This window comes from Streptomyces sp. NPDC001056 (genome assembly GCF_053598955.1).
Genome location: NZ_JBSFLI010000020.1, coordinates 69,227 through 83,101, shown reverse-complemented (window position 1 = coordinate 83,101; position 13,875 = coordinate 69,227). Strand labels below are relative to the sequence as shown.

Here is a 13,875-nt window from a genome sequence, read left to right as displayed (position 1 = left end):
GATGACGAACCGTCAACTCCCCGTCGCCATCGTCGGGATGTCGGTGCTGATGCCGGGTGCGCGCGGGCTCGACGCCTACTGGCGCAATCTGCGGGACGGCGTCGACGCGATCGGCGAGGTGCCCGCGGGCCGCTGGGACGCCGACTACTACCGCCCGGGAGCGTCGGCCTCCGGACCCGCCGCCCCCGACCAGGTGTACTGCCGGCGCGGCGGCTTCGTGGACGGCCTGGCCGAGGTGGAGGTCACGCGGTACGGGATCATGCCCGCGGCCGTCCCGGGCACCGAGCCCGACCAGCTGATCGCCCTCGACGTGGCCGCCGCCGCGCTCGCCGACGCGGGCGGCGAGCGCGGGCTCCCGGCGCGGGACCGGATCGGCGTGGTGCTGGGCCGGGGCGGCTACCTCACCCCCGGCCTGGCCCGGCTGGACCAGCGCGTCCGCACGGCGGGCCAACTCGTCCGGACCCTCGGCGAGTTGGTGCCCGACCTGGCACCGGCCCAACTCGACCGGATCCGGGCGGCGTTCACCGAGCGGCTGGGCCCGGACCGCCCCGAGTCCGCGATCGGCCTCGTGCCCAACCTCGCCGCCTCCCGCATCGCCAACCGGCTCGATCTGCGCGGCCCCGCCTACACCGTCGACGCGGCCTGCGCCTCCTCGCTGGTCGCCGTCGACCAGGCGGTCGCCGAACTCGCCTCCGGGCGCTGTGACCTGATGCTCGCCGGGGGAGTGCACCACTGCCACGACATCACCCTCTGGAGCGTCTTCTCCCAGCTGCGCGCCCTGTCCCCGACCGAGCGCATCCGGCCCTTCCACCGGGACGCCGACGGCATCCTCATCGGGGAGGGCACGGGGGTCGTCGTACTGAAACGGCTCGCGGACGCCGAGCGCGACGGGGACCGCGTCTACGCCGTGATCCGAGGCACGGGCGTCGCCGGGGACGGTCGTACCGCGGGCCTCGTCAGCCCCGATCCGGGCGGGCAGACCCGGGCCGTGCGCCAGGCATGGCGGGCCGCCGGGCTCGACCCCGCGGCGCCCCACTCCCTCGGCCTGCTGGAGGCCCACGGCACGGCGACCCCGGCGGGCGACGGCGCCGAACTCACCACGCTCGCGACGGTGTTCGGGCCCGGAACGGACCTCGCCGACGAGGAGCGCCCGGTGCTCGGCTCCGTGAAGTCCATGATCGGCCACACGATGCCGGCCGCCGGGGTGGCGGGGCTGGTCAAGGCCGCCCTCGCCCTCCATCACGCCACCCTCCTGCCCACCCTGCACTGCGACGACCCCCATCCCCGTCTCGGCGCCACCCGCTTCCGCACCCTGCCCGAGGCCCGGCCCTGGGACCTCGGTCCCGGCCGGCCGACCCGCCGGGCCGCCGTCAACGCCTTCGGTTTCGGCGGGATCAACGCGCACGTGGTGCTGGAGGAGGCCGCGCCCGCACGGCGCACCGCGGCCCCCGGGCACCCGCCCGCCCCCGCCCCGGTCGCCCGCGTCACCGAGCCCGAGCCCGTCCTCCTTCTCGCGGCCGACTCCGTCGACCGCCTCGCCGCGCTCCTGGACGCCGACGACCCGGACGTCCTGGACACCGGGCTCGACCCGGCCCGGACACATCCCGGGGCGGGCCCGGTACGGCTCGGGATCGTGGCGCCGAACGCCAGACGGCTCGCGCTCGCGCGCCGGGCGGTCGCGAAGGGACGGCCCTGGCAGGGGCGCGGCGATGTGTGGCTGCGGCCGACCCCGCTGCTGGGCGGGCCCGGGGACCGGCTGGCGTTCGTCTTCCCCGGTCTGGAAGGCGAGTTCACGCCGCCGCGCACCGACGACATCGCGGCCCGCTTCGGACTGCCGCCGCTGCGTGGCACGCGGGGGGACACCCGGGTCGAGGACGTCGGACGGCACGGCTTCGACGTCTTCGGCGTGGGCCGGCTGCTGGACCGGGCGCTGCGCGCGATGGGCGTCGTACCCGACGCGGTCGCCGGGCACAGCGTCGGCGAGTGGACGGCCATGGCGACTGCCGGGATCTACTCACCCGACCAGGTCGACGCCTTCATGGCGGAGTTCGACCCGGACGCGCTCACCGTCCCCGGACTCGTCTTCGCCGCGCTCGGCACCTCCGCCGCGCGGGTGCGCACGGCCCTCGCCGACGCCTGGGCGGGCTCCGGGATCGTGCTCTCCCACGACAACGCGCCCCGCCAGTCGATGGTGTGCGGGCCGGACGAGGCGGTCGGGGAGCTCGTACGGTCCTTCCGCGCGCAGGGCGTGATCTGCCAGGTGCTGCCCTTCCGCTCCGGCTTCCACACGCCGATGCTCGAACCGTACCTCGCCCCCATCGAGGAGGCCGCCGACCGCTTCCGGCTCCACCGTCCGGCCGTGCCGGTGTGGTCCGGTACGACCGCGGAACCGTTCCCGCAGGCCGAGGCGGCCGTGCGCGCCCTGTTCGTACGGCACCTGCTGGAACCGGTCCGCTTCCGCGAACTGACCGAGGCCCTGTACGCCGCCGGACACCGCGTGTTCGTCCAGCCCGGACCGGGCAGCCTCACCTCGCTGATCGACGACACGCTCGGCGACCGCGACCATCTCGCGGTCCCCGCGTGCTCGCCCCACCACGGCGGACTCCCACAACTGCGTCGTGTGGCGACGGCGTTGTGGGCGGCGGGAGCGACGGCGGTGACACCGGCCCTGCCACGGCGCACCGCGGGGGCCACGCGCGACGGGTCCCCCGCGGCCCCCGGCATCCTGGTGAACCCCGCCGGGGCCGGCCGTCCGCCCGTTCGGCTCGACCTCGGCGGCGCGCTGGTGTCGCTGGACGGCGGCGCGCTGGAGGAACTGCGCGGGGAGCTGCGGCGCGGGCCCTCGGTGCCCCGTCCCGTGTCCCCGGGCGCGCCCGCCCTCGACGGTCTCGCCGCCCGGTTCCCGGTCGCCGCCGAGCTGTCCGCCCTGCTGCGGGACACCGCGGACACGGCGGCCGAGGTGATGGCGGCGGCGAGCAGCCGTACCCCGGCCGCGCACCGCCGGGCGCCGCTCGCGACGACGCCCGCAGCCGGGCCCGCGCCGACCGTGTCCGCGCGCGTGGCACCCGGGCCCGCGCCGACCACCTCAGCCCCCGCGGCGCCCGCGACCACGACGGCCGCCCCCGCCCCGGCGGCACCCGCGGCCCCCGCCGCCACCCTCGCCGCACCCGAGACCCCCGCCCCGGCCACCCCGCCCTCCGCCCCGGTAACCCCACCCGCCACGACCACCACCACGCTCCACATATCCCCCCAGTCCATGCCGCACCTCCTCGACCACTGCTTCTTCCCCCAGCGCTCCGGCTGGCCCGACCTTGAGGACCATTGGCCCGTCGTGCCCGCCACCACGATCGTGCGGCACATGATGGACGCGGCGGAGGCGGCCGCGCCCGGGATGCGGGCGGTGGCCGTGCACGGGGCCCGGTTCGACCGCTGGCTCACCGCCGTGCCCGCCGTGGACGTGCCGATCACGGTCACCCCCGACCCCGACCGTCCGCACCACCTGACCGTCGCCTTCGGCCCCACCGCCCGCGCCGTCCTCGAACTCGCCCCCCACCACCCGGCGCCACCCCCGCCGGGCCCCCGCCCGAACGCCCCCGAGCGCCGCCCCGAGCACACCGCGTCCCAGATCTACGACGAACGCTGGATGTTCCACGGCCCGGGGTTCCAGGGCCTGACCGAGCTGTCCGCGATCGGCGAGCGGCACGTGCGCGGGGTGATCACCGCGCCCGCCGCCCCCGGCGCCCTGCTGGACAACGTGGGCCAGCTGCTCGGCTACTGGATCATGGCGACCCGCACCCGGCGGACCGTCGTCTTCCCCGTGCAGATGCGGCGGATGACGTTCCACGGGCCGCACCCGGCGCCCGGCACCGAGGTCGACTGCCTGGTGCGGATCACCTCCCTCACCGACACCCTCCTGGAGGCGGACGCCGAACTCGCCGTCGGCGGCCGGGTGTGGGCCGTGCTCGACGGCTGGCAGGACCGCCGCTTCGACAACGACCCGACGACCCGCCCCGTCGAACGCTTCCCCGAGCGCCACACCCTCTCCGCCGTCCGGCCCGGCGGCTGGACGCTGCTGCACGAGCGCTGGCCCGACCTCGCCTCACGCGAGCTGATCATGCGCAACTCGCTGGGCAGCGCGGAGCGTTCGGAGTACGCCGCCCACCCGCCCCGCGGCCGCCGCCAGTGGCTGCTCGGCCGGATCGCCGTCAAGGACGCGGTGCGGCGGTGGCTCTGGGAGCACGGCGAGGGGCCCGTCTTCCCGGCCGAGATCCGGGTGCGCAACGACGCGAGCGGCCGCCCCCGCGTCGTCGGCGTGCACGGGCGGACCCTGCCCCCGCTGGACGTCTCGCTCGCCCACCGGGCCGAGGCGGGCGTGGCGATCGTACGGCCGCACGGCCCGCGCCCCGGGCCCGGCATCGACATCGAAGAGATCACCGAGCGCGATCCGGCGACCCTGGGGACAGCGCTCGGTCCGGATGAACTCCGGCTCCTGCGAGCGCGGTCCGGCTCGCAGGCGGAGTGGTTCACCCGCTTCTGGGCGGCCAAGGAGGCCGTCGCCAAGGCCGAGGGCACCGGATTCGGCGGCCGGCCGAGGGACTTCAGGGTCCTGGAGGCCACCCCCGACGGCAGCCGGCTCCTGGTCCGCGGCCGCCTCGCCCCCGCCTACCCCGTCCACTGCGTTCCCGTGGCCAACCCGCCCGCCCTGACGTCCCGCGCCTACGTGGTGGCCTGGACCACCGGGCCCGCCACCGCCGACGCCGCACCCCACGATCCCGCAGTCGAGGAGATCCCCCGATGAACCCCCCAGCGATCCCCACCCGGTCGGCCCCCGACGCCGTCCTCGCCGACATCACCGGCATGCTCCGCGAGGTCCTGGCGGAGTACGGCGACGACGACACGGTCATCGGCATGTCCACCACCTTCAACCGCGACCTGGAACTGGAGAGCATCGACCTGGTCACCCTGGCCGGAATGCTGGAGGAACGGTACGGCGGGCGGGTCAACCTCGCCGAGTTCCTGGCCGGGATGGAGTTCGAGGAGATCATCGAGCTGACCGTCGGCAGGCTCGTGGAGTACGTGGTGTGGAGCCTGCGAAGCGGGCAGGCGGGCTGAGCCATGGCGATGGTCGACGCCGGCGGCATCCGGCTGCACGTCCAGCGCATGGCCCCCGCCGCGGGCAGCACTCCCGCCGGCACGGTCGTGCTGGTGCACGGGCTGCTCACCGACAGCCTGGCCAGCTACTACTTCACCGTCGCCCCCGCCTTCGCCGCGGCCGGTCTGGACGTGGTCATGTACGACCTGCGCGGCCACGGCCGCAGCGAACGCCCGCCCCTGGGCTACACGTTGGAGCACAACATCGACGACCTCGCCGCGCTCCTCGACCGCCTCGGCGTCACCGGCCCGGTGCATCTGGTCGGCAACTCCTACGGCGGGACCATCGCGTTCGGCTACGCGGTACGCCGTCCCGAGCGCGTCGCCACCCTCACCCTCGTGGAGTCCGAACCCGCGACTCCCGCCTGGGCGCGCAAACTCGGCGGCATCCTGCACCGCGTCGTGACCCAGCTCGCCTGCAACGAGCGGGACGCCATCGCCTGGATCACCGCCCACCGGGGCCACAACACCGCCCGCCTCGCCAAGGGCGCGGCCCGGCTCGCCCGGGAGACCAGCCTCGGCCGGGACATCCCGGCCAGCCGGGTGCACACCGAGGCCGAGATCGGCGCCGTACGCTGCCCGGTCCTCGGGATCTACGGCGGGGACTCCGATCTCGCGGACCTGGTGCCGTCGCACGAGGCCCGGCTGCCGGACTTCCGGTCGGTGGTGCTGCCGGGGCACGAGCACTCGGTGCTGGTGGAGGCGCCCGGCGCGGTCGGCGGCCACATCCTGGACCTGATCCGGGCCGGGGCGGGCGTGGTCCGGTGAGCGGCTTCCTCTTCGTCGTACCGCCGTTGACCGGGCACATCAACCCGGCCGTCGGGGTGGCCGCCCACCTCGCCGCGCGCGGCCACCGGGTGGCCTGGACCTGCGCCGACCCGGGGCTGGTGCGGCGGCTCGCGGGACCCGACGCCCCGGTGTTCGGCTGCGCGGGTCCGGTGCCGGGCGCCGACGGCGCCGTACGCCCCCCGGACCTGCGCGGTGCCGAAGCGCTGAAGTTCCTGTGGGAGTGGTACCTGCTGCCGCTCGCCGACGCGATGGCACCCGGAGTGCGGGCGGCCGCCGAGGAGTTCGGCCCGGACGTGGTCGTCGCCGACCAACAGGCGTTCGCCGGTGCCCTGGTGGCCGAGCGGCTCGGCCTGCCCTGGGCCACCTCCGCGACCACCTCGGCCGAATTCGGCGGTGCCTACGACGGGTTGCCCAAGGTCGCCGACTGGCTTCGGCAGCGGCTGGCCGAGCTGCGCGGCCGCGTCGGCGACCCCTCCGGCACCGCCGACCCGCGCTCCTCACCCCACCTCCTGCTGATCTTCAGCAGCCCCGAACTCGTGGGCCCCCGGGCGCCGTCGGCCCCGCACATCCAGTACGTCGGCCCCTCCCTCGCCGGCCGACCCGGACGCCCCGGCTTCCCCTGGGAGTGGCTGGACCCGGGCCGGGCGAAGGTCCTGGTCACCCTGGGCACCGCCAACGCCGACGCCGGGGCCCGCTTCCTCGGCGTCTGCCGCGACGCGCTGCGCGACCGCGCCGACCGGGTGCAGGCGGTGCTCGCCGACCCCGGCGGCGTGCTCCCCGCCGAGGAGGGCGACAAGGACGTGCTGATCCTGCCCTCCGTGCCCCAACTCGCCCTGCTGGAACGGATGGACGGGGTCGTCTGCCACGCGGGCCACAACACCGTGTGCGAGGCGCTGTGGCACGGCGTCCCGCTCGTCGTCGCGCCGATCCGGGACGACCAGCCCGTGATCGCCGCGCAGGTCGTGGACGCGGGGGCCGGGCTCCGGGTGAAGTTCGGCCGGGTCGGCGCGGACCGGCTCGGCACGGCCCTCGACACCGTGCTGCACGACCCCGCCCACCGGGCCGCCGCCGCCCGCGTCCGCGCCGCCTTCCGCGCGGCCGGCGGCGCGCCCGCCGCGGCCACCCACCTGGAACGACTGGCAAGGGAGAGCCGATGAGCGAGCCCAGTGAGAAGAAGGCGAAGGCCGAGCGCGTCTCCGCCCTGCGCCCGGCCTACCGGGCCGACCTCGCCGCCGGTACCGACCGCTTCCTCGCCCCCCGCCGCACCACCTGCCCCTGGTGCGGCTCCGGCCGGCTGGACCAGCGGCTGCGCACCGTCGACCTGCTCCAGCACAAGCCCGGCCGCTTCACCCTCGACCGCTGCGCCGACTGCGGCCACGTCTTCCAGAACCCGCGACTGACCGAAGCGGGCCTGGAGTTCTACTACCGGGACTTCTACGACGGCCTCGGCGAGCAGCGGATGAGCGGCACCTTCGGCGGTCGCGGCGCCATGTACGAGGACCGCGCCCGGTCGATGCTGCCCTACGACCCCGCCCCGAAGACCTGGCTGGACGTCGGCACCGGGCACGGCCACTTCTGCGCGAGCGCCCGCACCGTGCTGCCCGGCACCTCCTTCGACGGGCTCGACTTCACCGACGGCGTCGAACTCGCCGCGCGGGCGGGCCGCGTCGAGCACGCCCACCGGGGCGCCTTCCCGGACCTCGCCCCCGAACTCGCCGCCCGCTACGACGTGGTGAGCATGTTCCACTACCTGGAGCACAGCACCGACCCCGACCGCGAACTCCGCGCCGCCCACCAGGTCGTACGCCCCGGCGGCCACCTCCTCGTCGAGGTGCCCGATCCGGACAGCCGCTACGCCCGCCTCCTCGGCCGCTGGTGGCTGCCCTGGCTCCAGCCGCAGCACCTGCACTTCATGCCGGTCGGCAATCTGCGCCGCCGGCTCACCGAACTCGGCTTCACGGTCCTCGCCGAGCAGCACGCCGAACCGCACGACCCGGTCGATCTGCTCGCCGCCGTGTGGCTGGCCCTGGACCACTCGGCACCGCGCGAGGACGTGCCCTGGCTGCCCGAGCCGCCCGGCGCCCTGCGCCGCACCCTGCGCACCGCCCTCCTGCTCGCCGGGGTCCCCGCCCTGCTCACGGCCACCCTCCTCGACCGCCTCGCGCTCCGCCCCCTCGCCCACCGCCTCCGCCTCGCCAACGCCTACCGCCTGGTGGCCCGCCGGGAATGAGCACCCCACCGAACGCGTCACAGCACCTTGGCCCGGATCAGCGCCGACAGCACCAGCGCGCCCGGCAGCAGTGGCAGCCAGTCCGTCACCACCCGGTAGCCGATCACGGTCGCCGTCGCGGGGGCGGGCTCCGCGCCGAAGGCGACCAGCGTCCACACCAGCGCCGCGTCCACCGCGAACCCGCCGGGCACCGGGGCGCCACCCATCGCCGTGCCCGCCGCCAGGAACGCCAGCGCCACCTCCGGCCAGGGCAGTTCGAGCCCCAGCGCGGCCCCGACACAGCCGAGCGAGCCCGCCTGCACCAGCGGCATCGCCACCGCCCCGCCCCACAGCGCCAGGACCCGGCACGGCCGGGCGTGCACCACCCGGACATCCGCGAGCGCCGTGCGCACCAGACCGGTCACCGGCCGCCGCAACGGCCGTACGACGATCAGCAGCACCCCCGCCCCGGTGACCACGCCGCCCGCGACCGCCGCGGCCGGCACCAGCTCCGTCCCGTCCGGCACCAGACCGCCCAGGCGCCGCCAGGCCGGCGAGACCGTGAGGAAGACCAGCAGGACGAGGGTCTTCGCGGCGGACTTGACCAGCGAGTACAGGCCGATCGACGCGGTCGCGCGGTCCAGCGGCACCCCGCGCGCCCGCAGGAAGCGCACCGTGACGGCGTGCGCGCCGAGCCCGCCGGGCAGCGCGTGGTTCGCGGCACCCGCGGCGAACTGCGACGCCAGCAGCAGCCCCGCCGGCACCCGGTCGGGCAGCGCGCCCTGCCGGACGCAGGAGGCCGCCACCCAGGTCAGACACGTACAGCCGAACCCGGCCAGCAGCCACCGGGGATCGGCCGCGACGAGCCGCCGCACCCCCTCGTACACCACGGGCCGGTTGGCGACGGCCCAGCAGCCCGTCAGCAGCAGCGGGGCCAGACAGAGAGCCGGCCGCAGGAACCGGCCGGACAGCGACGGGACCGGCCGGGCCGGGGCCTCGGGCACGGGGCCGTCGGGTGTCGTGACGAGGGGGGACGGTGCGGACACGGGACGTCGTCCTTCCGCGGCGGGGCCCTGGGGAGGCGGTGCGGGCGAACCGGGGGGAGCCTTCCCCCGCCGTATGACACGGGGATGGCCGGGAACCCAATGCCCGGGGGCGCGTCGGTGCCGCCGGGAAGGCGTACGCCGAGCGGCCGTTCACCGCGGACCGGGTAGCCTTCTTTGGGGAGCGCTTTACCCGGTGCTCCCGGGCAAGGTCGGTGACAGGGGAGGATCCCGCGGTGCACGTCCAGGAATGGCTCGACTCGGTGCCGGCGGTCGCCGTCTACGCCGTGGTGGCCCTGGTGATCGGCGTCGAAAGCCTCGGCATTCCGCTGCCGGGCGAGATCGTCCTCGTCTCGGCGGCGCTCATGTCCTCCCAGCACTCCCACATCAACCCGCTGATCCTCGGCGCGTGCGCGACCGCGGGCGCGGTGATCGGCGACTCCATCGGCTACGCCATCGGCCGCAAGGGCGGACGCCCGCTGCTGGCCTGGCTGGGCAAGAAGTTCCCGCGGCACTTCGGCGAGGCCCATGTGGCCACCGCCGAGCGCTCCTTCCAGAAGTGGGGCATGTGGGCCGTCTTCTTCGGCCGCTTCATCGCCCTCCTGCGCATCTTCGCCGGCCCCCTCGCCGGCGTGCTCCACATGCCCTACTGGAAGTTCCTGATCGCCAACGTCCTGGGCGGCATCTGCTGGGCCGGCGGCACCACCGCCGCCGTCTACTACGTGGGCGTGGTCGCCGAGGGCTGGCTGAAGAAGTTCTCCTATGTGGGCCTGGGGGCCGCGGTCGTCCTGGGCCTGGCCACGATGCTGATCGTGAAGCGCAGGACGAAGAAGGCCCAGCAGGAGCTTTCCCAGCGAGAGGCGGAACCCGTCGGCGCGGGCGAGTGAGGCGCCCCCCCCGAGCGGCGGGGAACGGCGCGAACGACCGCCCCCCACCCGCACCCGCAGAACGACCTACTCGTGCACCTCGCGATGCGCCTGGGCCAGCTCGGCGTACAGCGTGCCGTTGAGGGTGACCCCCTCCTTTTCCTCCGCCGACAGCTCACGCCGCACCTTCGCCGGCACTCCCGCCACCAACGACCCCGGCGGCACCACCATCCCCTGCGGCACCAGCGCCTGCGCCGCCACCAGCGACCCCGCCCCGATCACGGCCCCGTTGAGCACGGTCGCCCCCATCCCGATCAGGCAGTCGTCCTCGACCGTCGCCCCGTGCACCACCGCGTTGTGCCCGATGGACACCCGTTCCCCGACGCTCACCGGAAACCCGGGGTCCGCGTGCAGCGTCACGTTGTCCTGCACGTTCGCCCGCGCCCCCACGGTGATCGTCTCGACGTCCCCGCGCACCACCGCGCCGTACCAGACACTCGCCCCCGCGTGCAGCGTCACATCCCCGATCACCGAAGCCGTCGGCGCCACGAACGCCTCCGCGTCGACCCGCGGCTCCTTCCCGCCGATGCCCACGATCAGTGCCCGCTGCGTCATCACCGTCTCCTCGCGTCCGTAAGTACCCCGCACGGTACGACAGGCGGTGGGGCAAAGATCACAGCGGTCCGGCCTCTCACGGCACGCAACCCGTGAGTAACGTGAGCCCGTGCCGAAGCGCAAGAACACGTTCTCATCCTGGCGCCGTGGCCTCGCCCAGCGTGCCGTCCACCGGGCCTGGGCCTGGGTCCAGCGGACCGGCTCCGTCACGGCGGAGCACCCGGGACGCCTCCGCTTCGGCGCCATCGGCGAGGCCACCCGGCTCGCCTTCCCGCTCGGCACGGTCTTCGGCGAACCCTGGATCCGGCTCGGCTCCCACTGCATCATCGCCGAACAGGTCACCCTGACCGCCGGTCTGATGCCCGACCTGGACCTCGGCCCCGACCCGATCCTGCGCATCGGCGACGGCGTGGTGCTCGGCCGCGGCAGCCATGTCATCGCGGACACCACGGTGACCATCGGCCGCGACTGCTACTTCGGGCCGTACGTCTACGTCACCTCGACCAACCACTCCTACGACGACCCGCACGAGCCCATCGGCCGGCAGTGGCCCCGGATGGAGCCCGTGGAGATCGGTCCCGGCTGCTGGATCGGTACCGGGGCGGTGATCCTGCCGGGCGCGCGGATCGGCCGGAACGTCGTGGTCGCGGCCGGTGCTGTGGTGCGCGGCACGGTGCCCGACCACGCCGTGGTGGCCGGCGCGCCCGCCAAGGTCGTACGGCGCTGGACGCCCGAGGACGGCTGGCAGCCGCCGCTGCGCACCCCGGCCCCGGTGCCGATCCCGGACGGGACGACCCCGGCACAACTGCGGGCCCTGGCCGACCTGGACGACTCCGCGGTGGCCCGGCTCGCCGAACTGGAGACCGAGGGCTGAGACCCGGCACGGGTACCGGGAGCGAGCGCACGGTCGCCGGAGCCGGTCGCCGGACCGGGTCCCCGGCAGCCCTCAGCCGGTCGCCAGCAGCACCGTGCCCAGCAGGGCGAGGCCCGCGCCCGCCGCCTGGACGGCGCGCAGCCGTTCGCTGAGGAAGCCGCGGGCGGCCAGCGCGGTCACCACCGGATAGAGCGAGGCGAGGACGGCGGCCACGGTGACCGGGCCGTACTGGGCGGCGATGGCGTACGTGCCGTTGGCCGCCACATCGGCGAGGCCGACGAAGGCCAGCGCGGGCAGTGAGCGGTAGGGGAAGCCGTCCTCCGGCAGCGCGGTGCCGCCGCGCCGCAGGGAGACGGCGAGCACGGCCCCGCCCACCGCGACATTGGTCAGCCGCTGTACGAACAGCGAGAGGTACAGGCCGGTGATGGTGGTGGACGCCTCTGCGATCAGGGCGAACACCGTGCCGAAGCCGAGCGCCGCGACCAGCGTCAGCAGGACCGTGCGCCGCTCCACCGGCGCGCCCCGCAGCTGGGGTCCGCCCGCGAGCACCACCCCGCCGACGGCGACCGCGATGCCCGCGAGCTGGAGCAGCCCCGGGCGCTCGCCCAGGAACAGGCCCACGCCGACCGGCACCACGACGCCGAGGGTGGCGAGCGGCGAGACGACGCCCATCGGGCCGAGCGCGAGGGCCTTGTAGAAGGCGAGCAGGGCGATCGGTCCGACCAGGCCAGCCGCGAACGCGAACCACAGCCGGGGCTCGGCCGCGCCCAGGGCGCCCGTGGCGACGACGATCGCGCCCAGCACGGCCGCCGCGATGGACTGCGAGACGACGACCACGGTCAGTGCGGGCGTACGTCGTGTCAGCAGCCCGCCGCCGAAGTCGGCCAGCCCCCACAACAGGCTGGTGGTCAGGGCGAAGAAGGCTGTCACGATGCCTCGCAGTACAGTTTCTTGAACGAACGGGTGCGCTCCACCGTAGTTCAGTAAGTTGAACTACGTCATTCACAGCAGTGAACCATCTCGGATATCGGACGGAACGTGTCGGACCTCGAATTGCTGACCCAGTCCCTGGCGCGCAACGTCAGGCACTGGCGCTCGGTGCGCGGTTTCACCCTGGACGTGCTCGCCGCCCGGGCCGGTGTCAGCCGGGGCATGCTGATCCAGATCGAGCAGGCCCGCACCAACCCGAGCATCGGCACCATCGTCAAGATCGGCGACGCGCTCGGCATCAGCGTCACCACCCTGCTCGACTACGAGCGCGGCCCCCGGGTCCGTATCGTCCCGGCCGAACGGGCGGTACGGCTGTGGCACACCGAGGCCGGCAGCTACAACCGGCTGCTCGCGGGCACCGAGGCGCCCGGCCCGCTGGAGCTCTGGGACTGGGTGCTGATGCCCGGGGACGAGAGCCCGGCGGAGCCGCACCCGGGCGGCACCGTCGAACTGGTCCATGTCACGGCGGGCGAGCTGACCCTCACCGTCGACGGCGAGGACCACCGCGTCCCGACCGGCGCCAGCGCCACCTTCGAGGCGAACGTCCCGCACGTCTACGCCAACCGCGGCGACGTCCCGATGGAGATGATGATGGCCGTCTCCGTGCCGCCCGTGCAGTGAGGCGTCCCCGCGCATGGCCCGTGCGCCTTGTCAGCGTGCGGCCATGCGCGCACCCATCGGAGACTTCGAGACCGCGACCCCGGCCCCGGACTGCCTGGACGAACTGACCGCCCCCGTGGCCGACGCCCTGCGGAACTGGTCCGCCGGTATCCCCGCCGACCGCGTCCTGTACGTCGACACCGACCCGCGCCGGGCCGACACCGCCGTCTTCGTGGAGCACTACGGCAGCGATCTGCTGAAGCGGTCGGCGAACTGCGTGGTGGTCGCCGCCAAGCGGGCCGGAGCGACCACGCTCGCCGCGTGCCTGGTGCTGTCCACCACCCGGGTCGACGTCAACGGCGTGGTGCGCCGCCAACTGGGCGCCCACAAGGCGTCGTTCGCCCCGACGGAGACGGCGACGGGGGAGACCGGGATGGAGTACGGCGGCATCACCCCGATCGGACTGCCCACCGGCTGGCCCCTGTTGGTGGACGCGGCCGTCATCGATCTGCCCTACGTCCTGGTCGGCAGCGGCCGCCGGCGCGGCAAACTGCTGGTCCCGGGCAAGGCGTTCGCCGAACTGCCGGGCGCGGTGGTCCTAGAGGGGCTGGGCGCGGCCTGACCTGCCTGACGGGCGGCCCGTGTTCCCGCGTGGCGGGCGTGACCGGAGGCGGCGTGGTGTGGCTCACCGGGTGAGTTCCGTCCCCGGGTGGCGGGCCTTGGCCCAGGTGGCGAGGG

The 13,875-nt window shown here is 75.0% G+C and carries 12 protein-coding genes; 9 read left to right on the top strand and 3 right to left on the bottom strand.

Going from position 1 to position 13,875, the window contains the following annotated elements; all coding sequences use genetic code 11:
* Position 1: 1 nt before the first annotated feature.
* The 5 genes from ACWDD7_RS23455 to ACWDD7_RS23435 are packed head-to-tail and all read left to right on the top strand — an operon-like array spanning position 2 to position 8,170.
* Positions 2-4,798 carry a beta-ketoacyl synthase N-terminal-like domain-containing protein gene (locus ACWDD7_RS23455; protein WP_450458781.1) on the top strand — a complete coding sequence of 1,599 codons (4,797 nt, stop codon included), beginning with the start codon at positions 2-4 and terminating at the stop codon, positions 4,796-4,798.
* Positions 4,795-5,112: an acyl carrier protein gene (locus ACWDD7_RS23450; RefSeq protein WP_351876627.1), complete on the top strand. Its 318-nt coding sequence runs from the start codon at positions 4,795-4,797 to the stop codon at positions 5,110-5,112. Before ACWDD7_RS23455 ends, ACWDD7_RS23450 begins: the two co-directional genes overlap by 4 nt.
* 3 nt (positions 5,113-5,115) lie before the next feature.
* Positions 5,116-5,919 (top strand): alpha/beta fold hydrolase, encoded by an 804-nt coding sequence (locus ACWDD7_RS23445; RefSeq protein ID WP_351876626.1) that lies wholly within the window; start codon positions 5,116-5,118, stop codon positions 5,917-5,919.
* A complete protein-coding gene (locus ACWDD7_RS23440; protein ID WP_450458780.1) occupies positions 5,916-7,097 on the top strand; it encodes a glycosyltransferase in 1,182 nt (393 codons plus the stop codon). Before ACWDD7_RS23445 ends, ACWDD7_RS23440 begins: the two co-directional genes overlap by 4 nt.
* Entirely contained in the window at positions 7,094-8,170 is a 1,077-nt protein-coding gene (locus ACWDD7_RS23435; RefSeq protein WP_450458779.1) for a class I SAM-dependent methyltransferase, read from the top strand. The genes ACWDD7_RS23440 and ACWDD7_RS23435 overlap by 4 nt, the downstream gene beginning before the upstream one ends.
* Positions 8,171-8,187: 17 nt before the next feature.
* Here the strand turns inward: ACWDD7_RS23435 and ACWDD7_RS23430 are convergent, their stop codons facing one another.
* Positions 8,188-9,195: a lysylphosphatidylglycerol synthase transmembrane domain-containing protein gene (locus ACWDD7_RS23430; protein ID WP_450458778.1), complete on the bottom strand. Its 1,008-nt coding sequence runs from the start codon at positions 9,193-9,195 to the stop codon at positions 8,188-8,190.
* 233 nt (positions 9,196-9,428) lie between these two features.
* Between ACWDD7_RS23430 and ACWDD7_RS23425 the strand changes: the two genes are divergently transcribed.
* A complete protein-coding gene (locus tag ACWDD7_RS23425) occupies positions 9,429-10,079 on the top strand; it encodes a DedA family protein (protein WP_351876622.1) in 651 nt (216 codons plus the stop codon).
* 66 nt (positions 10,080-10,145) lie between these two features.
* On the opposite strand, the gene ACWDD7_RS23420 is transcribed toward ACWDD7_RS23425, so the two are convergent.
* Positions 10,146-10,673, bottom strand: a complete 528-nt coding sequence (locus tag ACWDD7_RS23420; RefSeq protein WP_351876621.1) for a gamma carbonic anhydrase family protein — start codon at positions 10,671-10,673, stop codon at positions 10,146-10,148.
* A gap of 109 nt (positions 10,674-10,782) precedes the next feature.
* Between ACWDD7_RS23420 and ACWDD7_RS23415 the strand changes: the two genes are divergently transcribed.
* Positions 10,783-11,547, top strand: a complete 765-nt coding sequence (locus tag ACWDD7_RS23415; protein WP_450458777.1) for an acyltransferase — start codon at positions 10,783-10,785, stop codon at positions 11,545-11,547.
* A 72-nt stretch (positions 11,548-11,619) separates the two neighbouring features.
* Here the strand turns inward: ACWDD7_RS23415 and ACWDD7_RS23410 are convergent, their stop codons facing one another.
* The gene (locus tag ACWDD7_RS23410; protein WP_450458776.1) at positions 11,620-12,477 is read right to left on the bottom strand and encodes an EamA family transporter; all 858 of its coding nucleotides are present in this window, start codon (positions 12,475-12,477) and stop codon (positions 11,620-11,622) included.
* Between the two features lie 108 nt (positions 12,478-12,585).
* Here ACWDD7_RS23410 and ACWDD7_RS23405 point away from each other — a divergent pair, with 108 nt between their 5' ends.
* Together ACWDD7_RS23405 and ACWDD7_RS23400 are read left to right on the top strand one after the other, a co-directional pair.
* Positions 12,586-13,158, top strand: a complete 573-nt coding sequence (locus ACWDD7_RS23405; RefSeq protein WP_351876619.1) for a helix-turn-helix domain-containing protein — start codon at positions 12,586-12,588, stop codon at positions 13,156-13,158.
* Positions 13,159-13,201: 43 nt separating this feature from the next.
* On the top strand, positions 13,202-13,759 hold the full coding sequence (locus tag ACWDD7_RS23400; RefSeq protein WP_450458774.1) for a YbaK/EbsC family protein: 558 nt from the start codon (positions 13,202-13,204) through the stop codon (positions 13,757-13,759).
* Positions 13,760-13,875 lie beyond the last annotated feature (116 nt).

Coding starts and splice junctions, on each gene's coding strand:
- ACWDD7_RS23455 (WP_450458781.1), top strand. CDS start 2: ATGACGAACCGTCAACTCCCCGTCGCCATCGTCGGGATGTCGGTGCTG.
- ACWDD7_RS23450 (WP_351876627.1), top strand. CDS start 4,795: ATGAACCCCCCAGCGATCCCCACCCGGTCGGCCCCCGACGCCGTCCTC.
- ACWDD7_RS23445 (WP_351876626.1), top strand. CDS start 5,116: ATGGCGATGGTCGACGCCGGCGGCATCCGGCTGCACGTCCAGCGCATG.
- ACWDD7_RS23435 (WP_450458779.1), top strand. CDS start 7,094: ATGAGCGAGCCCAGTGAGAAGAAGGCGAAGGCCGAGCGCGTCTCCGCC.
- ACWDD7_RS23420 (WP_351876621.1), bottom strand. CDS start 10,673: ATGACGCAGCGGGCACTGATCGTGGGCATCGGCGGGAAGGAGCCGCGG.
- ACWDD7_RS23400 (WP_450458774.1), top strand. CDS start 13,202: ATGCGCGCACCCATCGGAGACTTCGAGACCGCGACCCCGGCCCCGGAC.